Raw genomic sequence first — 20,636 nt, 5'->3', positions numbered from 1 at the left:
ACGGAATCCTTGCGGTCCGCGGCGGGGCGCATGCCAAAATCCAGCTATGACACCTGCGGTGGCGGCACTCGATGTCGGCGGAACGTCCATCAAGGCGGCCCTGTACGACGCGGACCTGAAAGACCTCGCCAGCCTGCGCGAGCCGACGGCGCGCGGAGCGGACGGCGAGGCGCTCGCGGACCAGGTCGCGCGGATCGTGGAAACGCTGGGCAAGCAGGCGGGGACCGGGACGCCGGACGCCGTCGGCGTGGTCATCCCCGGCATCGTCGACGAAGTCGGGCGAGTGGCCCGGTTCTCGGCGAACCTCGACTTCCGGAACGTGCCGTTCGGCGAGATGCTCGACCGCAGGCTGGGGCTGCCGTTCGCGTTCGGGCACGACGTCCGCGCCGGCGGGCTCGCGGAGTTCCGCGTCGGCGCGGGCAAGGGCTGCACCGACGCCGCCTTCATCCCGGTCGGCACCGGGATCGCGGCCGCGCTCCAGCTCGACGGAAGGCTGTACGCCGCGGGCGGGCAAGGCGGCGAGATTGGGCATATCGACGTCGGCCACCGGCTGCCGTGCGGGTGCGGCGCGACGGGATGTCTCGAGGCGATCTCCTCCGCGTCGGCCATCGCCCGCCGCTACAGCGAGCACACCGGACGGCCCGCGGACGGCGCCGAGCAGGTGGTCGACGCCGCCCGGCACGGCGACGAGGCCGCGATCTCCGTGGTCAACGACGCGCTCGAAGGGCTCGGCCACGGCATCAAGACCCTGGTCACGCTGTTGGCGCCCGAAGTCGTCGTCCTCGGCGGCGGCCTGTTCACCGCGGGCGACTACGTCCTCGACCCCGTACGCGCGTGGCTGGCGGCGAACCTGCAGTTCCAGCGGATGCCCGAACTGCGGATCGCGCAGCTCGGCGACGAGGCCGGCAGGCTCGGCGCGGCGCTGCTGGCGCTGGACCGGCTCAGTGTCTGATGGTGACCCGCGTCCGCGATCGACGTCGCAGGACGCTGCCTGGTCAGCCACCTGCCGATGGCGGTCAGGGCGTCCTGCCACCGCGATAGCGGGGCCTTCGGCCGAGGCGGGTTCACGTGTTCGGTTCTGATCGCGGATCCCCTCCCGCTTCGCCGATCGGCTCAAGCCTTGACCACGCGCACGCCTTCCTCCTCGAAGGCGTGCACCCGCTCCGGATCCGCGCGGCCATCTGTGACGAGAACGTCGACGTCGGTGGTCGCGCAGATCTTCGCGAAGGCGTGACCGCCGAGTTTCCCGCTGTCGGCGAGCACGACGACCTGACGGGCGCGGGCCGCCATCAGCCGGTTCGTGCTCGCGTCCCCTTCGTGATGCGCCTGCGCGCCGTGCACCGGGTCGAAGGCGTCCACCCCGAGGAACACCAGATCCAGCGAGATCTGGTCGAGGAACAGGTGTGACAGCGGCCCGGACAGGTCGAACGACTGCTGCCGCGCGACCCCGCCGGTCACCACGATCTTGATATTGGGGCGCACGGCCAGTTCATGGGCGATGTTGAGCGCGTTCGTCACCACGGTGAGCGACGGACCTCCGGTCGGCTCGCCCATGTCCGGCCGGGTCGCGAGCGCACGGCCGACTTCGGTGCTCGTGGTGCCGCCGTTCAGGCCCACCACCATGCCGGGGTCGACCATTCTGGCCGCGGCGGCGGAAATCCGTTGCTGTTCGGGCGCGTTGCGCGCCGCCTTGTGCCGCAACGGAAGGTCGTAGGCGATGTTGCTCGCGACGGCGCCGCCGCGGGTGCGGACCACGAGATTGCGGCCCGCCAGGTGATCGAGGTCCCGGCGGATCGTCGCGGGGGAGACACCGAGTTCGCCCGCCGAAACCTCGACGTCGACTTTTTCCCGCTCTCCCACCATGTCCAATAAAGCCGTGAGTCGTTCATGCCGATTCATCTCCAGCTCCCTCCCCGAAGCCCGATGTCGCTTACCGCACCGGACAAAGTACTACGCGTCGCGATACGGGCGGCGAGAAGCGGCAGTTTCGGGACAGCGGGAGGGAAAGAGCGAAAGGGGCGGGCGCCGGTCACCCCCAGTGTGACCGGCGTCCGCCCAGTGGCCGGCACGCCCAGGACCGGCCCGTTTCGCAGGCTATCTCCGCTGCCTCCGGATCGATATCGGATTTACGCCCGTTACGGTGACGTTCAGCGGGTATTCGCCGCCGATCAGCCCTTTCCGTCGAGCCCGCGCAGGAAGGCGAGCGACGGCATGAAGAAGTAGTCGCCGCCCTTCAGCGTCACCGCCTGCGGGATCGGATCCGCGGTCGCCGTGCGCGTGCCCGCCCATTCCGCGGTGTAGACGGATTCCGGTCGCGGGCCCTGGCCGATGACCGGGTCGAGGCCCGGCGGTTTGACCCCGACGGGCGGGATCGGGAACCCCGCGTTGTTCGACCAGTTCGCCTGGGTGAACTCGAACTGGTTGTCCAGTACCGAATTGAACGCCATGAACAGCAGGCCGACGCCGCCGCTCGGCCGGGCCGACGGCGGCAGATCGGCGTTCGGGTCGTCGGCTCGTTCGCCGTAGGGCACGCCCCGCCGCGCCATCAGGTGCAGGCGTTCCTGCGGTGGCTGTTCCGCGCCTCCGCTGCCGCGCGGGTTCGTCTTCCGGATGTGGGCCTGGAAGGGGCATTTGGCGCCGGCGGCGTCACTTCCGTAGTCGAAGTTGTTCGGTACCGGACTTTCCGCGCCCTCTTCCCGTTGCGCGGTCAGCGGGGTGCCGTCTTCGAAACGGCCGACGATCATCGCGCCAGCCCGTTCCCGGTCCTCGCCGACAAGCCCCAATTGATCCGCCAGAACCTCCTCCGACTGCTTGAATCGCCGCACATTCTGTTCCAATTTGCGGAAAACGAAGTAGCTGCCGAAATGTACTCCGGGATCGGGAGCGGCGTGATCCGGGACGAGTACCTGGTTCAGCGGCGCGGTCGGGTCCCAGACGCTGATCCCATCCGTTTCCGTCTTTTCGGCGTGGATGTCCTCGATCAGGAACAACGGCTGGCTCCGGCCGTCGACGTAGCCGAAATGCTCGATTCCATCACCATTGGCGTTCACCCGCCCGAATCCGGTTTCCTCGGCGACGACGGAAACCGTCGGCGGAATCAGTGCCAGCACCCGGTTCCGGCGCGCGGTCATCGGAGCGTCCTCGGCGTCACCGACGATGACGACCGCGTGGATCTCGTCGTGGTATCCCCCGTCGAACGTGGAGCGCGGAGGGTCGTTCAGCTTCTCGCGGGTCTCCTGCGCGCGCATGCCGCGACGGAAAGATGGGTCTTGTGGCACCTCGATCTTCAGGAACCGATAGCCCGCCGCCGTCAACCCGGTGCCGACGTAGGGCGTCCCCTTCACCCCCTCGGCCTTGAAGCGCTCGACCTCGGTCAGGTGGGTCTTCGCGGACTTCATCAGCGGGACGAGCGACGCGAGGAACTTCATCGCGTCCGTGGCCTCCGAAAATCGGAGGAACAGTGCGGAAAAATGGTCGCGAGCGTGTGCTTTGAGGATGTTCGGCTGTAGTTCTTCGAGCATCTTCGCGGCGCCGCCGGTCGCGGTCTTCCATTCCAAAGGCATGGTCAGATCGACGGACATGGCAAGGAACCCCCTCCTTGAGAAACCCGTCCGGCGGCCCCGGCAGGTCTGTGCCGGTCGACGCCGTGCGGGTCTTACCCCTTGATACAACCGATACCGAAAGCTCGGTGTCATCACCCGCAAGTACACTCTTTCGGCGGTTCTTTCACTCGAAAGGACCAATGCTTCGATCACACCCCGCGTTTAGTCGGGCAAAAGCGCGTGAAGGCCCCCTTCCCTCGGCTCAGCCGAGGGAAGGGGGCCTTCACGCGCTCAAGGTGCCTAGGTGAGGGGCCGGTCGGTCGGCGCGATCGGGGCGGGCAGCACGTCCCGCCCGGTGAGGAACGCGTCCACCCCGGCCGCGGCGGAGCGGCCTTCGGCGATCGCCCACACGATGAGCGACTGGCCGCGGCCCATGTCGCCCGCCACGAACACGTTGTCGACGCTGGTCTTGAAGGACTTGTCGCGGGCGACGTTGCCGCGCTGGTCCAGTTCGACGTCGAGCGACTCCAGCAGGCCTTCCCGCTCCGGGCCGACGAAGCCCATCGCGAGCAGCACCAGCTGCGCGGGCAGTTCGCGTTCCGTTCCGGGAACCGGGACGAACTTGCCGCCCTCGTTGCGCACCTCGACCAGCTTCAGCGCGCGCACGCGCCCGTCGGCATCGGCCAGGAACTCCTGGGTGTTGACCGAGTACAGCCGCTCGCCGCCCTCTTCGTGCGCGGACGAGACGCGGTAGATCATCGGGTACGTCGGCCACGGATGCGCGTCCGACCGCGAAAGCGGCGGCTTCGGCATGATCTCCAGCTGCGTCACCGACTTCGCGCCCTGGCGGTGCGAGGTCCCGACGCAGTCCGCGCCGGTGTCGCCACCGCCGATGACCACGACGTCGAGGCCCTCGGCGCTGATCGGCGAGACGTCCAGCTCACCGGCGGCGACCCGGTTGGCGTGCGGCAGGAACTCCATCGCCTGGTGGATGCCCTGGTGCTCGCGGCCGGGGATCGGCAGGTCGCGCCACGCGGTCGCGCCGCCGGCGAGGACCACGGCGTCGTAGGACGCCTTGAGTTCCTCGACGGTGAGGTCGACGCCGACGTTCACCGAAGTCCGGAACTCCGTGCCCTCGGCCCGCATCTGGTCGAGGCGCCGGTCGAGGCGGTGCTTCTCCATCTTGAATTCGGGGATGCCGTAGCGCAGCAGCCCGCCGATCTTGTCGGCCCGCTCGAAGACCACGACGCTGTGGCCCGCGCGCGTGAGCTGCTGCGCCGCGGCGAGTCCCGACGGGCCGGACCCGACCACCGCCACCTTCTTGCCGGTCTTGACGACCGGCATCTCCGGTGTGACCCAGCCTTCTTCGAAGGCCCGGTCGATGATCGAGATCTCGACCCGCTTGATGGTGACGGGATCGTCGTTGATCCCGAGCACACACGCCGTCTCGCACGGCGCCGGGCAGAGGGTCCCGGTGAACTCCGGGAAATTGTTGGTCGCGTGCAGCCGCTCTGCCGCGTCGCGCCAATCGTCACGCCAGGTCAGCGTGTTCCACTCGGGAATGAGGTTCCCGAGCGGGCAGCCCTGGTGACAGAACGGGATGCCGCAGTCCATGCAGCGGCCGGCCTGCTTCTGCAGCTTCGACGTCGCGAAGTCCTCGTACACCTCGCGCCAGTCCATCAGGCGCAGGTCGACGGGACGGCTCTTGGGCGTCTCGCGAGTGGTGGTCAGAAAGCCCTTGGGGTCAGCCATGTGCGGCCTCCGTGTCTTGCGGGATACCCGCACCCAGTCGGCACTCATAGCCGGCTTCGCGATTATCAGCCATGAGCTGCCTCCATGATCGCCTCGTTCACGTCACGCCCGTCGCGCTCGGCCTCAGCCTGCGCCGCGAGCACGCGCTTGTAGTCCTTCGGCATGACCTTGCCGAACCGGTCGACGGCGGCGTCCCAGTCGGCGAGCAGCGCACGCGCGACCGCGGACTCCGTTTCGTCGTAATGCTTTTCGAGCGCCTCGCGCAGGAAGTCCACATCGGACGAGTCCAGCGGGTCGACGTCGACCATCTCCGGGTTGATCCGGTGCGCGGGCAGGTCCAGCACGTAGGCGACGCCGCCCGACATACCGGCCGCGAAGTTGCGGCCCACGCCGCCGAGCACGACGACCCGGCCACCGGTCATGTACTCGCAGCCGTGGTCGCCGACGCCTTCGACGACGGCCAGCGCGCCCGAGTTGCGCACGCAGAACCGCTCGCCGACCTTGCCGCGGATGAAGATCTCGCCGCTGGTCGCGCCGTAGCCGATCACGTTGCCCGCGATGATGTGCTCTTCGGCGTTGTACCGCGCCACCTTCGGCGGCCGGACGATGAGCCGTCCACCAGAGAGACCCTTGCCGACGTAGTCGTTGCCGTCGCCGTAGAGCCGCAGGGTGATGCCCTTGGGCACGAACGCGCCGAACGACTGACCGGCGGTCCCGGTGAAAGTCACGTCGATCGTGTTGTCCGGCAGGCCTTCGCCGCCCCACCGCTTGGTGAGCTCGTGGCCGAGCATGGTGCCGACGGTCCGGTTCACGTTGCGGACCGGCAGTTCCAGCCGCACCTTGTCCCCGGACGACAGCGCGCCCTCCGCGAGCTGGATCAGCGTGTTGTCGAGCGCCTTCTCCAGCCCGTGGTCCTGCACCGTCTGCTGGTGCCGCAACCCGGCAGGGGCCATGTCGGGCACGTGGAAGATCGGCGACAGGTCGAGCCCGGCGGCCTTCCAGTGATCGATCGCCTTGCGCTTGTCGAGCATCTCCGCGTGGCCGACGGCCTCGGCGATGGACCGGAAACCCAGCTCCGCCAGGTACTCCCGGACCTCCTGGGCGATGAACTCGAAGAAGTTCACCACGTACTCCGCCTTGCCGCTGAACTTCTCGCGCAGCTTGGGGTTCTGCGTCGCGACGCCGACCGGGCAGGTGTCGAGGTGACACACCCGCATCATGATGCAGCCGGACACCACCAGCGGCGCGGTCGCGAAACCGAACTCCTCGGCACCGAGCAGCGCGGCGATGACGACGTCACGGCCGGTCTTGAGCTGGCCGTCGGTCTGCACGACGATGCGGTCGCGCAGCCGGTTGGCCAGCAGCGTCTGCTGCGTCTCGGCGAGCCCGAGTTCCCACGGGCCGCCCGCGTGCTTGATCGACGACAGCGGGGAAGCGCCCGTGCCGCCGTCGTGCCCGGAGATGAGCACGACGTCCGCGTGCGCCTTGGACACACCGGCCGCGACCGTGCCGACGCCGACCTCGGACACGAGCTTCACATGGATCCGCGCGGCCGGGTTGGCGTTCTTGAGGTCGTGGATCAGCTGGGCGAGATCCTCGATCGAGTAGATGTCGTGGTGCGGCGGCGGCGAGATCAGCCCGACACCCGCCGTGGAGTGCCGCGTCTTCGCGATCCACGGGTACACCTTCGCGCCGGGCAGCTGGCCGCCCTCGCCGGGCTTCGCGCCCTGCGCCATCTTGATCTGGATGTCGTCGGCGTTGACCAGGTACTCGCTCGTGACGCCGAACCGGCCGCTCGCGACCTGCTTGACCGCGCTGCGCCGCTCGGGGTCGTAGAGCCGCTCCGGATCCTCGCCGCCCTCACCGGTGTTCGACTTGCCGCCGAGCCGGTTCATCGCGATGGCCAGGGTTTCGTGCATCTCCGCCGAAATCGAACCGTAGGAGATCGCACCGGTGGCGAACCGCTTGACGATCTCGGAGACCGGCTCGACCTCCTCGATCGGCACGGCGGGCCGCTGCCCGATCTTGAAGTCGAACAGCCCGCGCAGTGTGTACAGCTTTTGCGCCTGGTCGTCGACGGCCTTCGTGTACTCCTTGAAGACCTCGTACTTCCCGGCACGGGTGGAGTGCTGCAGCTTGAACACCGTCTGCGGGTTGAACAGATGCGGTTCGCCTTCGCGGCGCCACTGGTAGTCCGAGCCGGTCTCCAGCTCGCGGTGGTTCGCGCGGAACCCGTCGCGCGGGAACGCCCGGCGGTGCCGCTCGGCGACTTCCAGCGCGAGCGTGTCGAAGCCGACGCCGCCGAGCCGGGAAGTGGTGCCGGTGAAGCAGTTCTGGATGACCTCGTCGCCGAGCCCGACCGCTTCGAAGATCTGCGCGCCGGTGTAGGAGGCCACTGTGGACACTCCCATTTTCGACATCGTCTTGCGGACGCCCTTGCCCAGCGCCTTGATCAGGTTCGCGGTCGCCTGCTTCGCGGTGACACCGGGGATCAGGCCCTGGTCGGCCATCTCCTCGACGGTCGCCATCGCCAGATACGGGTTCACCGCCGCGACGCCGTAGCCGATCAGCAGCGCGATGTGGTGCACCTCGCGCGCGTCGCCCGCCTCGACGATGAGGCCGACCTGCGTGCGGGTCTTCTCTCGCACCAGGTGATGGTGCACCGCGCCGGTGAGCAGGAGCGAAGGGATACCCGCGTGGTCCTCGTCGATGCCGCGGTCGGACAGCACGATCAGCCGCGCGCCCTCGGCGATGGCCGCGGACACCTCGGCCCGGATCTCGTCGAGGCGTCGCACGAGCGCCTCGCCACCGCCGTGGACGTCGTAGATGCCGTGCACGGTGACCGCCTGGAACTCCGGCAGATCGCCGTCGTCGTTGACGTGCACCAGCTTCGCGAACTCGTCGTTGTCCAGCACCGGGAACGGCAGGACGATCCGGCGGCACGACTTGGCGTCGGCCTGCAGGAGGTTCGGCTCCGCGCCCAGCTGGGTGCCCAGCGAGGTGACCAGTTCCTCGCGGATCGCGTCCAGCGGCGGGTTGGTCACCTGGGCGAAGAGCTGGATGAAGTAGTCGAAGAGCAGCCGCGGGCGGCTGGACAGCGACGCGATGGGGGAGTCGTTGCCCATCGAGCCGATCGGCTCCGCGCCGGTGCGGGCCATCGGCTGGAGCAGGACGTCGAGTTCCTCTTCGGTGTAGCCGAAAGCCTGCTGACGGCGCACGAGCGCGGCGTGCGGCGGGATCTCGCGCTCCCGCTCGGGAAGCCCGTCGAGGGGGAGCAGCCCGTCCTCGACCCATTCGTCGTACGGGTGCTCGGTGGCGAGGCGGTCCTTGATCTCCTCGTCCTCGACGATCCGGCCCGCGGCCGTGTCCACGAGGAACATGCGGCCGGGCTCCAACCGTCCTTTCCGGACGATCGTGGACTGCTCCAGCTCCAGCACGCCGACCTCGCTGGCGAGGACGACGAGGCCGTCTTCGGTGACCCAATACCGGGCGGGGCGGAGGCCGTTGCGGTCGAGCACCGCGCCGATCTGGGTGCCGTCGGTGAAGGACACCAGCGCCGGGCCGTCCCACGGTTCCATCAGCGTCGAGTGGAACTCGTAGAACGCGCGGCGCGCGGGGTCCATCTCCTGATGGTTCTCCCAGGCCTCCGGGATCATCATCAGCACCGCGTGGGGCAGCGGACGGCCGCCGAGGTGGAGCAGCTCCAGCACCTCGTCGAAGGACGCCGAGTCGCTCGCGCCGCGGGTGATGATCGGGTAGATCCGCTTGAGGTCACCTGGGATCAGGTCGGATTCGAGGAGCGCCTCACGCGCGTCCATCCAGTTCCGGTTGCCGCGCAGGGTGTTGATCTCACCGTTGTGGGCGACGTACCGGTACGGGTGCGCCAGCGGCCACGACGGGAAGGTGTTGGTGGAGAAGCGGGAGTGCACCAGACCGATGGCGCTCGTGACGCGCTCGTCGGTGAGGTCGGCGAAGAACTTCTCGACCTGCGGCTCGGTGAGCATTCCTTTGTAGACGATCGTCCGCGAGGACAGGCTCGGGAAGTACACGTCTTCCTCGACGAGCGCGTGCTCGGCGCGTTTGCGCACGACGAAGGCGGCGCGTTCCAGCGCCAGGCCCTCCAGCGCGTCGTTCCCCGCCAGGAACAGCTGGCTGAAGTACGGCATGGTCTCGGCCGCGCCGGTGCCGACGTGTTCCGTGTGGACGGGAAGGTCGCGCCAGCCGAGGACGCGCATGCCCTCTTCGGCGGCGATGCGTTCGATGGTCGTCATCGCCCGGCCGCGGGCGTTTTCGTCCTGCGGAAGGAAAGCCGTGCCGACGGCGTACGCGCCGGGCGCGGGGAGTTCGAACCCGGCGACCTCGCGATAGAACTCGTCGGGGACCTGGATGAGGATCCCGGCGCCGTCGCCGGTCTCCGGGTCGGCGCCGCGGGCCCCGCGATGTTCCAGGTTCCGCAGCGCGATCAGCGCTTTGGCGACGATGCCGTGATCGCGTTTACCGGAGAGATCGGCGACGAACGCGACACCGCAGGCGTCGTGCTCGAACTCCGGGTCGTACAGGCCTTCGGGGGCCTTGCTGCCCTTGTAGCTGGCATGGTGGGTCACGGCTGGCCGCCTCCCAAGGCGTCGGCGCGACCGGTACCACTCCGTTCGGGTGGTTCGTGAGTGAACCGGTTAACGGAGTGGTCCGGGACCGCGATGGTCAGTCGAGAGGGAACGATCCCGCCCGCGGAACCGGGGGCAGGCCTCGTAGAGCCGCACTGCACTGGGCGGCCGATGCGCATATCGGTACTGCTGTGCACGTGGGTGCCGTCTGGCCACTGTGGTGGGCGGCTGACGGGTACACGTGTTACTCCCGGGTTCGCCGGTCTTATGACGATAGTGTGAAATCGCTGTTATCGACATACGTCGCTTGGTCGGGGTGGGAAATGCCACGCGGGCGTTGACTTCAAACATCATCTGCCCACTGGCTGGAATGAGACGTCCACTGAGTGGTGCATCGGCGGGCTGACCAGCGTAAACGATCGCTCACCTAGTCCGAAAGTGTGACCTGGGTCGCGCAGTGGAGTGGGTTTCGCCGGTGTTGCGGTGACCCGGGGTGACCACCGAATCGCCCGAACGGCAGAGTGCCCTGGCCGGTTTGAGAGGCTTGGCCGATGGCGGATCGTTATCTCACCGTGGCGGGCACCGGGGTCCACGAGATCGAAATCCGGCGGTCGCGCTTCCTCTGCGCGCTCGCCCCGGTCACCTCGGAAGAGGCCGCCCGTGAGGTGATCGCCGCCAGGAAGAAGGCCGATCCGGCGGCTCGGCACCACTGTCACGCGTTCGTGTTGGGCGCCGAGGGACGCGCTCAGCGTTCCAGTGACGACGGCGAGCCCGCGGGTACGGCGGGCATCCCGATGCTCGAGGTGCTCCGCCGCCGGGAGCTGACCGACACCGTCGCGGTGGTGACCCGTTACTTCGGCGGGGTGCTGCTCGGGGCCGGCGGCCTGATCCGCGCGTACGGACAGGCCGTCTCGGAGGCCGTCGACGTCATCGGCGTCCGGGAGTACCGGCGGCTGCGGCTGGTGGAGGTCGTCGTCGACTACGACCGGGCCGGACGGCTGGAGAACGACATCCGCTCGTCGCCGTACCTCCTGCACGCGACCCGCTTCGAAGACGTCGCGCACTTCGACGTCGGGCTCGCGCCGGACCAGGGTCCCGCGTTCCACGCCTGGCTCGCCGACCTCACCGGCGGGGAGGCCCTCGCCGAGGAGATCGGCGAAACCTGGCTGCCCACCTCGTGACCAGACGCGTCACTCGCGTGATCAGAGCCGTAACTCGCGTGCTTGAAGGCGTAACTCGCCTGATCACGTGAGTTACGCCTTCAATCACGCGAGTTACGTGTCCGATCACGTGAGTTGCGGGTCCGCCACTCCTCCAGGGTGATGGCGTACTCGACCTCGCCCTCCTCGGTGCCGGGGATCGGGTTGTCGAAGTGCTCGTGATAGGTCCGGACGTGCCGCATCCCGATCTTCTCCATGACCCGCCGGGACCCCAGGTTCACCGCCATGGTCGCCGCCCAGATCCGCCGGGCCCCGAATTCGGTGAACCCCTTATCCAGGATCGCCAGCGACCCCTCGGTCGCGTACCCCTTGCCCCAGGACGCCCGGTTCAGCCGGTAACCCAGTTCCGGATCATCCGTATGGTGATCACGCAACGGGCGGAAATGGAACCAGCCCAGGAAAGCCCCGCTCGTTTTCTCGATCGCGGCCCAGAATCCGTAACCGGGGAAACGCTCGTAGTAACCGAGAAAGGCGGGAAGGTCGTGGTTTTCGATCTCCGTCCGGTCGGCGGGTTCGCCCCCATTGAGATAACGCATGACTTCGGGGTCGTCGTAGAGCGCGAACAGGTCGTCGACGTCGGCGCCGGTGAACTGTCGCAGCAGGAGCCGCTCGGTCTCCAGAAAGACACGCATCGGCAAAGCGTGGCGCCGGCGAGACGCCCTGGCAACCGGATTACGCGGCCGCTCCGGGGCCCGCGAGGTCGTCCAGCGCCGCCGCCCCGGCCTCGGTGAGCAGGGCGGGAACGCGCTCGCCCCACCGGCCGTCTCTGGCAGGCGCCACCAGCCCGAGGTGCGCGAGGCGATGCGCGGTGTGCTGGTCGCAGCAGGCGAGCCCGTCGACGAACAGGTCCGGCTCGCGGCTGCAGCTGATCTCGGCGTGGCCCTCGGCCACGGCTCTCAGGGTGGCCCGCTCACGATGGTTGAGGTCCGTCCGAAGGTCCATGGCGTGCCTCCTTTCCGTCCCGCACTGAACAGTCAAACCCATACCCCCGACAGTTTCCGTCTCCTTGGCTGCGGAATCCGGGATTTCGGGCGGACCGAAGGGCGGCGAGTCGCCCACTAAGGGGTATCACCGGGTATTCGAGGCTGAAGCGGTTCCAGTTCGGTCTTGCGCAGATGCCGGAAAATGATCGAGCTGCGGAAGCCGATGATCTCCTTGCGCTTCGCCAAGCGATCCACCAGGAACGCGTGGAGCTGATCGACGTCCTGTGCGGCGACGTGGATCAGGAAATCGTCGCTGCCGGCGGTGACGAAGACCGAAAGGACTTCCGGCAATTCCGCGACCGAACGCTGGAACGAGTCGATCACCTCCCGGCTCAAGGGCCGCACCTGCGCCGAGACCATCGCCTGGACGCCGCGGTTGAGGCTGCGCAGGTCGATGTCGGCGTGATACCCGCGGATGACGCCGCGCTCCCGCAACAGCCGGGTCCGTTCCAGACAGGTCGACGGCGCGACGCCGACCTTCCGGGCGATGTCGCGGTTCGACTGCCGCGCATCCGCCTGGAGCTCCCGGATGATCGCCGAATCAAGTTCGTCCACGTCCGCTCCTTCGCTTGGTCTGCCGAATAACGTTCGGCAGAATCTCTTCAATCTTGGGATTCAGCCTAGCTTCAGCGCAATCAGCCGACTAATTGCGTGGGAGGAAGCGAGATGTCCGTACAGGAGTTGGTCGTCCGGAGGGGACGACGGTCCGGAGTGACCACGATGGTGGCCGTGCATTCGAGCACGCTCGGCCCGGCCGTCGGCGGCTGCCGGTTCAAGGTCTATCCGCGTCTCCACGACGCGATCGACGACGTGCTGCGGCTGTCCGCGGCGATGACGCGCAAATGCGCGGTCGCGGGCCTGGACTTCGGCGGAGGCAAGAGCGTCGTCGCCCTCGACGCCGTGCCGACCGCCGAGCAGCGGCGCGAGATCCTGCTCGACCACGCCGACCTCATCGCGTCACTCGACGGCGCGTATTTCGCCGGTCCCGACGTCGGGACCGGCCCGGCGGACATGCTCGTGCTACGCGAGCGGACCCCGCACGTGTTCTGCCTCCCCGAGGAGCACGGCGGGACCGGCTCGTCGAGCGGGCCGACCGCCGTCGGCGTGCTCGCCGCCTTGCGCGCGGGCGCGCGGGCCGTCTTCGGTGACGACGGGATGCAGGGCCGCAAGGTGGTCATCAGCGGATACGGCTCGGTCGGGGCCCACCTGGCCGCGGGACTGGCCGGGCAGGGCGCCGAGGTCGTCGTGTCCGATGTGGACGAACGACGCCTTGCCGCGGCCCGCGAACAAGGCCTGCCCCTGGTCCAGCCGGAGAAAGTGCTCGGCATCGAGGCCGACGTCCTGATCCCGGCCGCGGTCGGCGGCGTGTTCGGTCCGGGAACCGAGGTCAACGCGCCGCTGGTCGTCGGACCGGCCAACAACCAGCTCACCGAGGAGACAGTGGCGGCGAACCTCGCCGCCAGGGGAATCCTGTGGATCCCCGATTTCGTCGCGAGCGCCGGGGGAGTGGTCTACACGCTCGGCAGGGAAGCCCGAAACCTCACACACGAACAGGCGATCGCCCGCGTCGAAACCCTGGAGGACACCACGCGAAGGATTCTCGACGCCGCTTCGGCCAACGGCACCACGCCGTTGGCCGAAGCGGACGCGCTCGCCGAAGCGAGACTCACTTCTGGTGCGGAGCCACGTACTCTTTCGCCTCGGGAGCCTCGAACAGCGGCTTGACGTAGCGGACCCCGCCCTCGGCCGACGCGTCCGGTGTCGCCGCGTACACCTGGCGTGTCGCCGGGGTGCCCGCCTTCGAGAAGTCCAGCGCCGCCACCAGGTCGCCCGTGCTCGCCGACGTCGTCTGCTTCAGCGCCGCGGCGATGCCGTCCCGGGTGAGGTCCTTGTTCTCGCAGGCCTTCTTGAGCACCGTGCCCCAGACCTCGCCGACCGCGTAGCCGTAGGGGATCCCGCCGTTCGGGGTCTCCTTGTACGCCGCCTTGTACTTCGTCGCGACGTCCTTGGCCTTGGGGATGTCGGCGGAGAACGGCACGCTGCTGGCGACGATCGTCAGCTTGTCCAGCGCGTTCGCCGCCGGGCTCTTCAGCAGTACCGGGTCGAACACCGGGTTGTTGCCGAGCACAGGGACGTTCAGGCCGAGCGCCTTGTTCGCCGCGAGGGCCGAACCGGTCTGGGCGGGCGTGGTGGTCAGGACGATGGCCTTGACGCCGTCGCCCTTGAGCCCGGTGACGATGTTGGTGAGATCGTTGTCCGTGGAGGTCACCTTGACCTCCTTGACCGTCAGATTGTGCTTCTTCGCGTAGAACTGCGAGCCGCGCAGGCCGTTCTTGCCGTACTCGCCGTCGATGTAGACGTGCCCGATCGTGTCGCCGTCCTTCACGAGGCCCTGTTCCTGGAAGTACGACAGCCCGTCGATGATCTCCAGGTCGTACGTCGTCCCGACGATCATCACGTACTGGTTGTCGAGCAGTTCCGAAGACCACGACGCGGGCGCCGCGACGGTCTTGTCCGACGCTATGTTCTGCTTCAGCGCGGCCACCACGGGCGAGCCGAGCAACTGCACGAAGCCGAGGACCTTCGGCTCGATCTGCGGATACAGCGTCTTCGCCGTGTCCGCCTTGTAGCCGTGGTCGACGGTCTCCAGTTTGACCTGACGGCCGCAGGCGCCGCCCGCGGCGTTGAAGTCCTTGGCCCACAACTCGTTCCCCTGGGTGATGCCGAGCCCGAGGTTCTTGAACACCCCGGTCTTGTCGGTCATCACGCCGAGGGTGATCTCCGACGCCGTCACTCCTTTGTCGGTCTTGACGCCCGAACCGTCCGCCCCCGAGGACCCCGAGTCGCCCGCCTTCGTGCTGCACGCCGAGAGGGCGAGGACCGCCGCCAGTGCGACGGCCGGATATGTGCGCTTCATTTGTCTTGCTCCTCCGGGAGATGAGGTTTCTTGGCGGGGGTGATCCGTCTGCCGATCGCGGCGAGCCCGCCCGGTTCGAAGAGCACCACGAGGATGATCGCGGCGCCGTAGACGAACGAGCTGACCAGGATCGGGGTCAGTGCGCCGTCGCCGGTTCCGGAGAACCAGCCGAGATCGGCGGAGTACAGCGAAAGCACCTGCGGCAGCCCGTTGACGATCAGCGCGCCCACCAGCGCGCCGGGCACCGAGCCGAGTCCCCCGATGATCACCATGGCCAGGAAGGCGATGGAGATGTTGATGCCGTACGTGCCGAATTCGCTCTCGTCGGGTTTGAGGATGTCGAACCACAGCACGGTCATCGCGCCCGCGAGCCCCGCGTACGCCGACGAGACGGCGAACGCGCCGGCCTTGGCGCGCGTGACGCTGACGCCCATCACGGACGCCGCGGCCTCGTTGTCCCGCACCGCGCGCCACGACCGGCCGACCCGGCTGCGCACCGCCGCCCTGGCGACCACGAAAGCGAGCACGGTCAGCAGCAGGAACAGGTACCAGAGCCGTTCCGCCTGCCGGATCGGCACGCCCATCAGCTCGATCTCCGGGCCGCCGTTGGTGAACTGGAAACCGAACAGCGAGAACGGTTCGGGACTGCGCCCGGTCGATGTCCCGCCGGTCAGTGTCTCGGCCGACTGTCCGAAGTAGAGCCCGAGGAACACCAGCGAAAGCGACGCGACACCGAGGTAGATCCCGCGCAGCCGTCCGGATACCGGCGCGAACGCCAAGCCGAGCAGCGCGGCGATGACCACGGCGCCGACCAGCGACAGACCGGGGTCGAGGCCGAGCCCGAACACGCGCTCGTCGTCGACCGGTCCGGAAAGGACGGTGTACCCGGTCGCGCCCGCCAGGAGGAAGAACGCGTGCGCCAGGGACAACTGCCCGGCCTGCCCGACCAGCATCGTCAGCCCGATCGCGCCGACCCCGCCGATCATCATGTACTGCCCGGCTTTCAGCCAGGCGGCGTCGAGGTACAACGGGATCGCGAGCAGGACGACGAGCAGCGCGATCCAGGCCAGCGCCTTGAGCAGCCGTCCCCGATCGCGTTTCGGGGGCGGTGCCGTCGGGGCGGCGGGAGGGGCTTTCACGGCGGTGTCAGACACGGGTGCTCTCCCTTGTCCCGAACAACCCCGACGGCCGCACCACCAGGACCACGAGCATCACCAGGAAGACCGCGCTCTTGGAGAAATCGAACGACACGTACTGCGCCGAAAGCGCCTCGACCAGTCCGACGACCAGGCCGCCCACCACCGCGCCCGCCGTCGAGTCCAGCCCGCCGAGGATGGCCGCGGGGAACGCCGCGAGCGCGATGGAGTGCGTGCCGCGGGAGAGTCCCGCGCCGGAGAAGTCCTGCGTGGCGATGAAGAGCACCGCGACTCCGGCGAGCACGCCGGCGACCACCCACGCGGTCGCCGTCACCCGGGAACTGCGGATCCCCATCAGCGCGGCGGCTTCGCGGTTCTCGGCCTGCGCCCGCATCGCGACGCCCCAGTTCGAATACTTGAACGCCACCGTGAACGCGGTGATCAGCACGGCGGCGACGAGCAGCGCCACCAGATGCGTGCGGAACAGGGTGATCCCGCCGAGCTGGAACGGCTGCGCGTCCCAGGCGTCACCGAGGAACGGCAGCGTGACGCCGAGCCGTCGCACGATCTCCTCGGTGATGATCACGTCGACGCCGATCGTCAGCAACGCCAGGCTGTTCGCGTCCGCGTGCCGCGAGCGGGACAGCAGGAATCTTTCCAGCAGAAGGGCAAGCAGACCGGCCGAGACGATGCCGACCAGCGAGGCGCCCGCCCAGCCGAGCGATTCGCGCGTCACGACGACCAGATAGCCGCCGAAGAGCACGAGCGAGCCGTGCGCGAAATTGACCACCTCGGTGGCCTTGAAGATGATCACGAAACCCAGCGCCAGCAACGCGAACACCGCGCCCTTGCCGAGTCCGTTCACCACGAGTTGCAGGAAAGTGTTCACGCCGTGGCCTCCGTGCCGAGATATGCCCTGATCACGTCCGGATCCGACTGGACCTCGGCCGGGGTGCCGTCGGCGATCCGCCTGCCGAAGTCCAGGACGGTGACCCGGTCCGCGATGCCCATCACCAGCCCCATGTCGTGTTCCACGAGCAGGATCGAGATGCCGAGCTCGTCACGGACGTCGCGGATCGTCCCGGCCAGTTCGGCGGTCTCGGTGGCGTTCATGCCCGCCGCGGGTTCGTCGAGCAGCAGCAGGACCGGTTCGACGGCGAGCGCGCGGGCGAGGTCGACCCGTTTCACGGCGCCGTAGGGCAGCGCGCCGACCGGGAGATCCACCAGCGCGCCGATGCCGAGGAAGTCGCAGATCTCCTTGACCCGCGCGGAATGCCGCCGTTCGGCGCGGACCGTCCACGGCAGCCGGAGCCCGCAGGCGAGGAAGCCGCCCTTGGTGAGCGCGTGCCGTCCGAGCATGACGTTGTCGAGCACGGTCGAGCCGGGGGAGAGGGCGGCGTTCTGGAACGACCGGCCGACGCCGAGGCCCGCCAGCCGGTGCGGCGGGAGTCCGGAAAGGACGGCGTCGCCGAGCCGGACGCGGCCGGTGTTCGCCCGGTAGAGCCCGCTGATCACGTTGAAGCAGCTGGACTTCCCGGCGCCGTTCGGCCCGATGAGCGCGTGCAGCGAGCCGGAGCCGACGGTGAAGGAGACGTCGTCGAGCGCCCTGATCCCGCCGAAGCGCAGGGTCACGTTCTCGACGTGCAGCTCGGGCGGCGTCATCCGGCCCACCTCGACAGGCTCCGGCCCGCGAGTTGCTTGCGGGCGTCGGCGGCTTCGGCCTCGGCGGTGGCCTGCGATTCGGCGTGGCCGCCGAGGTAGAGCCGCTGGACCTCCTCGCTCGCCGCGAGTTCGGCCGTCGTCCCGGCGAGCGCGACCCGGCCCACCTCCAGGACGATCGCGTGATCGGCGACGCGCAACGCCATCACGGCGTTCTGCTCGACCAGTACCACGGCGGTGCCCTGCTCGTGGATCTCGCGGATGATGTCGCCGATCCGCTCGACGATCTTCGGCGCGAGCCCGAGCGAGGGTTCGTCGAGCAGCAGGAGCCGCGGCCCGGACATCAGCGCGCGGCCGATCGCGAGCATCTGCTGCTCGCCGCCGGAGAGCAGGCCCGCTCGCTGTTTGGCCCGTTCGGACAGGACCGGGAAGAGTTCGTCGACGCGTTTGCGCGCGGCGGCGCGCTGCTCGGGTGAGCGGGCGCCGATCCCGCCCGCGCGCAGGTTCTCCTCGACCGTCATCCGCGCGAAGACCTGGCGGCCCTCGGGGACGCCGACCACACCGAGACCGACGATGCGGGCGGGGTCCAGTTTGGTCAGTGGTTTGCCGTCGTAGCGCACCTCGCCGGCGGAAACCGAGCCGCGGTGCATACGCAGCGTGCCGGAGACCGTGCGCAGCAGAGTCGATTTCCCGGCACCGTTGCTGCCGAGGACGGCCAGCACTCCATCAGGTGAAACGTCGAGGTCGACCCCGTGCAATGCGGCCACCGATCGGCCGTACCGCACTTGAAGATCACGGACACTCAGCAAGCCGCCTCCTCCATCCGTGTGACCCGAGTCACGATCGGTGGCGGTCATCCTGCGTGGGCACCCTCCGCCGCGTTACCCCCACCTGGAGACCCAGACGGCTACAAAACGGACACAGCGCCCCCGCAATTCGTCATCTGGTTGCGGTAGTTCGGCGTCGAACTACCGCAAGTAGGTGACGAATTGCGGAGGGGTTAGAGGAGGCCGGCTTCGGAGGCTTTACCGATGGCCTCGACGCGGTTGCGGGCGCCGAGTTTGTGCAGCGCCGACTGCAGGTAGGTCTTCACCGTGTTCCGCGCCAGGCCGGTCGATTCCGCGATCTCCGGATTCGTCTGACCCTGCGCCGCGAGCCGTAAGACCTCGTACTCGCGCCGCGTCAGGCCGCTGCGGGCCAGCGCGTCGGACCGCTGGCCGTCGTCGGGGAAGATCCGCGGATCGACGACGCGCTCGCCCTTGAGCACCTGCCGCAGCGCCGCCACGAGATCCGTCCCGGCGACGTCCTTGAGCAGGCAGCCGTGTGCCCCGGAATCCAGCGCGGCCCGGACGCCCTGATGGTCGCCGTGCGCGGTGAACACCACGATCCGCCCGGCCGGGTGGACACCCCTGAGTTCGGCGATGACCTCGGGCGCGAGCATGTCCGGCAGCCGCAGGTCCAGCAGGATCAGCACCGGCTTCAGCTCACCCGCCCGCTGGATCGCGGACCGGCCGGTCTCGGCCGAACCGACCACCGTCATCGCCGGGTCGTAGCGCAGCAGCAGGCTCACCCCGTCGCGGACCACCGGATGGTCGTCCACGACGAGGACCGTCACCGGCGACGGCACGGTTCCGGCACCCATGCGCGCAGTGTGCACCCGTCGTCCTCGTCGCGGACCAGGCTGACCCGGCCGCCGAGCCGCGCGGCGCGTTCGGCCAGCGCGCGCAGCCCCATCCCGGTCCCCGGCTCGGGCTCCTCGTCCCCGGAGCGATGCCCGGTCCCGTCGTCGGCGACGACCACCTGCACGCCGTCTTCACTGGGCAGCAGGCTGACCACGACGGACAGCGCGTCCGCGTGTTTCTCCACGTTGAGCAGGCCCTCCCGCACCGCCGCCACCAGCAGGCCGGTGCGTTCGGCGTCGAGCCGCGGCACCGGCGCGAGCTGGACGAAACGTGCCGGGACACCGCAGCGGGCCTGGAACGAGCGGCAGTGCTCGGCCAGCTCCACCGGCAACGCGCGTTCCGGACTCGACTCCGACAACGCCAGCAACGACTCGCGCAGCGCCCTCGACGCGGCCGACACGTCGCCCTCCAGCCGTCGCAGCCGCGATTCGAGCGCCGGGTTGTCGCTGATGTCCTCGTGCAGGTTCCGGACCTGGACGCCGATGGAGAACAGCAGCGCGCCGACCGAATCGTGCAGCGCGCTCTGCATCCGGAGCCGCTCGGCGGACAGCGCGGTCTCGCGGTCGGCCTCGGCGACCGACGCCAGTTTCAGCGCCCGGCCGGCCTCGGTGGCGATGTCTTCGAGGGACTGGACCGCGTCGTCGCCGAAGTCGCGGCGCTCGCGCATGGCGGCGTACGCGATGGCGACCGTCTCGGTCCCGCTGACGATCGGGACGGCGATCATCGCGGCGAGCCCCTCGCCACGCACCTGCGCGTCGAACTGGTGGGTGATGCTCGGCGAGTTGACGTAGTCGTTGACCCGCACCGGCTTGCCCAGTGCGAGCACCCGGCCGCCGATTCCCTGGCCGATGGGCACGGCGAGGTCCTGCAACGCGTCCGTGCGGGTGCCCGACATCCAGCGGATCACCGCCTGTTCGGGCCCGGTCAGCTCGGCGACGAAGCCGGAATGCGTGCCGATCGACTCGCGGATCAGGCGCGCGGTGCCGTTGAGGGCCGCGACGCGGTCGAGGGTGGCCAGGAGCTCTTCGCGCTCGCGAAGAAGCCCGCCGAGCACCGCGCTGTGCTCGGCGGCGAGGTCTTCAGCGGCGTGCCGTCTCGCCGTCACGCGCTCACGATCGCATATCGGACGTGGTTTCCGACA

17 protein-coding genes are annotated in these 20,636 nt (G+C 68.9%); 3 read left to right on the top strand and 14 right to left on the bottom strand.

Annotated features, from left to right (window positions below; translation table 11 throughout):
• Positions 1-58 precede the first annotated feature (58 nt).
• A complete protein-coding gene (locus CVV72_RS20780; protein ID WP_219154039.1) occupies positions 59-952 on the top strand; it encodes an ROK family protein in 894 nt (297 codons plus the stop codon).
• 161 nt (positions 953-1,113) lie between these two features.
• Here the strand turns inward: CVV72_RS20780 and CVV72_RS20775 are convergent, their stop codons facing one another.
• The 4 genes from CVV72_RS20775 to gltB all read right to left on the bottom strand — a co-directional run bounded on the left by CVV72_RS20775 (position 1,114) and on the right by gltB (position 9,898).
• Positions 1,114-1,899, bottom strand: a complete 786-nt coding sequence (locus CVV72_RS20775) for a DeoR/GlpR family DNA-binding transcription regulator (RefSeq protein WP_219145393.1) — start codon at positions 1,897-1,899, stop codon at positions 1,114-1,116.
• A 269-nt stretch (positions 1,900-2,168) separates the two neighbouring features.
• Positions 2,169-3,581: a Dyp-type peroxidase gene (locus CVV72_RS20770; RefSeq protein ID WP_219145392.1), complete on the bottom strand. Its 1,413-nt coding sequence runs from the start codon at positions 3,579-3,581 to the stop codon at positions 2,169-2,171.
• 261 nt (positions 3,582-3,842) lie between these two features.
• Positions 3,843-5,294, bottom strand: a complete 1,452-nt coding sequence (locus tag CVV72_RS20765; protein ID WP_219145391.1) for a glutamate synthase subunit beta — start codon at positions 5,292-5,294, stop codon at positions 3,843-3,845.
• 65 nt (positions 5,295-5,359) lie between these two features.
• Positions 5,360-9,898 carry a glutamate synthase large subunit gene (gltB, locus tag CVV72_RS20760; protein ID WP_219145390.1) on the bottom strand — a complete coding sequence of 1,513 codons (4,539 nt, stop codon included), beginning with the start codon at positions 9,896-9,898 and terminating at the stop codon, positions 5,360-5,362.
• 551 nt (positions 9,899-10,449) lie between these two features.
• Here gltB and CVV72_RS20755 point away from each other — a divergent pair.
• Positions 10,450-11,079, top strand: coding sequence for a YigZ family protein (locus tag CVV72_RS20755; RefSeq protein ID WP_219145389.1), 630 nt, complete (start codon positions 10,450-10,452; stop codon positions 11,077-11,079).
• An 80-nt stretch (positions 11,080-11,159) separates the two neighbouring features.
• Here the strand turns inward: CVV72_RS20755 and CVV72_RS20750 are convergent, their stop codons facing one another.
• From CVV72_RS20750 to CVV72_RS20740, 3 genes are all read right to left on the bottom strand, one after another.
• Complete coding sequence (locus CVV72_RS20750; RefSeq protein ID WP_219145388.1) at positions 11,160-11,750, bottom strand: GNAT family N-acetyltransferase; 591 nt, start codon at positions 11,748-11,750, stop codon at positions 11,160-11,162.
• A 40-nt stretch (positions 11,751-11,790) separates the two neighbouring features.
• Positions 11,791-12,060 carry a hypothetical protein gene (locus tag CVV72_RS20745; protein WP_034313021.1) on the bottom strand — a complete coding sequence of 90 codons (270 nt, stop codon included), beginning with the start codon at positions 12,058-12,060 and terminating at the stop codon, positions 11,791-11,793.
• A 116-nt stretch (positions 12,061-12,176) separates the two neighbouring features.
• Positions 12,177-12,656 carry an Lrp/AsnC family transcriptional regulator gene (locus tag CVV72_RS20740; protein WP_219145387.1) on the bottom strand — a complete coding sequence of 160 codons (480 nt, stop codon included), beginning with the start codon at positions 12,654-12,656 and terminating at the stop codon, positions 12,177-12,179.
• 111 nt (positions 12,657-12,767) lie between these two features.
• On the opposite strand from CVV72_RS20740, the gene CVV72_RS20735 reads away from it, so the two are divergent.
• On the top strand, positions 12,768-13,826 hold the full coding sequence (locus CVV72_RS20735) for a Glu/Leu/Phe/Val dehydrogenase dimerization domain-containing protein (RefSeq protein ID WP_219145386.1): 1,059 nt from the start codon (positions 12,768-12,770) through the stop codon (positions 13,824-13,826).
• On the opposite strand, the gene CVV72_RS20730 is transcribed toward CVV72_RS20735, so the two are convergent.
• From CVV72_RS20730 to CVV72_RS20700, 7 genes are all read right to left on the bottom strand, one after another.
• Positions 13,768-15,018: an ABC transporter substrate-binding protein gene (locus CVV72_RS20730; RefSeq protein ID WP_192746071.1), complete on the bottom strand. Its 1,251-nt coding sequence runs from the start codon at positions 15,016-15,018 to the stop codon at positions 13,768-13,770. The genes CVV72_RS20735 and CVV72_RS20730 overlap by 59 nt on opposite strands.
• Entirely contained in the window at positions 15,015-16,172 is a 1,158-nt protein-coding gene (locus CVV72_RS20725) for a branched-chain amino acid ABC transporter permease (RefSeq protein ID WP_219145385.1), read from the bottom strand. The genes CVV72_RS20730 and CVV72_RS20725 overlap by 4 nt, the downstream gene beginning before the upstream one ends.
• Positions 16,165-17,043: a branched-chain amino acid ABC transporter permease gene (locus CVV72_RS20720; protein WP_219145384.1), complete on the bottom strand. Its 879-nt coding sequence runs from the start codon at positions 17,041-17,043 to the stop codon at positions 16,165-16,167. The genes CVV72_RS20725 and CVV72_RS20720 overlap by 8 nt, the downstream gene beginning before the upstream one ends.
• Positions 17,040-17,816: an ABC transporter ATP-binding protein gene (locus CVV72_RS20715; RefSeq protein WP_219145383.1), complete on the bottom strand. Its 777-nt coding sequence runs from the start codon at positions 17,814-17,816 to the stop codon at positions 17,040-17,042. Before CVV72_RS20715 ends, CVV72_RS20720 begins: the two co-directional genes overlap by 4 nt.
• Positions 17,813-18,622: an ABC transporter ATP-binding protein gene (locus tag CVV72_RS20710; protein ID WP_219145382.1), complete on the bottom strand. Its 810-nt coding sequence runs from the start codon at positions 18,620-18,622 to the stop codon at positions 17,813-17,815. The genes CVV72_RS20715 and CVV72_RS20710 overlap by 4 nt, the downstream gene beginning before the upstream one ends.
• A gap of 191 nt (positions 18,623-18,813) precedes the next feature.
• Positions 18,814-19,455 (bottom strand): response regulator transcription factor, encoded by a 642-nt coding sequence (locus CVV72_RS20705; protein WP_219145381.1) that lies wholly within the window; start codon positions 19,453-19,455, stop codon positions 18,814-18,816.
• A complete protein-coding gene (locus tag CVV72_RS20700; RefSeq protein WP_219145380.1) occupies positions 19,425-20,600 on the bottom strand; it encodes a GAF domain-containing protein in 1,176 nt (391 codons plus the stop codon). Before CVV72_RS20700 ends, CVV72_RS20705 begins: the two co-directional genes overlap by 31 nt.
• Positions 20,601-20,636: the final 36 nt, after the last annotated feature.

This window comes from Amycolatopsis sp. TNS106, from assembly GCF_019330265.1.
GTDB classification, from domain to species: domain Bacteria; phylum Actinomycetota; class Actinomycetes; order Mycobacteriales; family Pseudonocardiaceae; genus Amycolatopsis; species Amycolatopsis lurida.
Note: the sequence above shows the minus strand (reverse complement) of the source record. Positions and strands in the feature narration are given on the sequence as shown.

Bases quoted from the DNA above. Each gene is read 5' to 3' on its own strand.
- CVV72_RS20745 (WP_034313021.1), bottom strand. From the start codon at position 12,060: ATGGACCTTCGGACGGACCTCAACCATCGTGAGCGGGCCACCCTGAGA.
- CVV72_RS20775 (WP_219145393.1), bottom strand. From the start codon at position 1,899: ATGAATCGGCATGAACGACTCACGGCTTTATTGGACATGGTGGGAGAG.
- CVV72_RS20730 (WP_192746071.1), bottom strand. From the start codon at position 15,018: ATGAAGCGCACATATCCGGCCGTCGCACTGGCGGCGGTCCTCGCCCTC.
- CVV72_RS20715 (WP_219145383.1), bottom strand. From the start codon at position 17,816: ATGACGCCGCCCGAGCTGCACGTCGAGAACGTGACCCTGCGCTTCGGC.
- CVV72_RS20755 (WP_219145389.1), top strand. From the start codon at position 10,450: ATGGCGGATCGTTATCTCACCGTGGCGGGCACCGGGGTCCACGAGATC.
- CVV72_RS20750 (WP_219145388.1), bottom strand. From the start codon at position 11,750: ATGCGTGTCTTTCTGGAGACCGAGCGGCTCCTGCTGCGACAGTTCACC.
- CVV72_RS20770 (WP_219145392.1), bottom strand. From the start codon at position 3,581: ATGTCCGTCGATCTGACCATGCCTTTGGAATGGAAGACCGCGACCGGC.
- CVV72_RS20705 (WP_219145381.1), bottom strand. From the start codon at position 19,455: ATGGGTGCCGGAACCGTGCCGTCGCCGGTGACGGTCCTCGTCGTGGAC.
- CVV72_RS20735 (WP_219145386.1), top strand. From the start codon at position 12,768: ATGTCCGTACAGGAGTTGGTCGTCCGGAGGGGACGACGGTCCGGAGTG.
- CVV72_RS20765 (WP_219145391.1), bottom strand. From the start codon at position 5,294: ATGGCTGACCCCAAGGGCTTTCTGACCACCACTCGCGAGACGCCCAAG.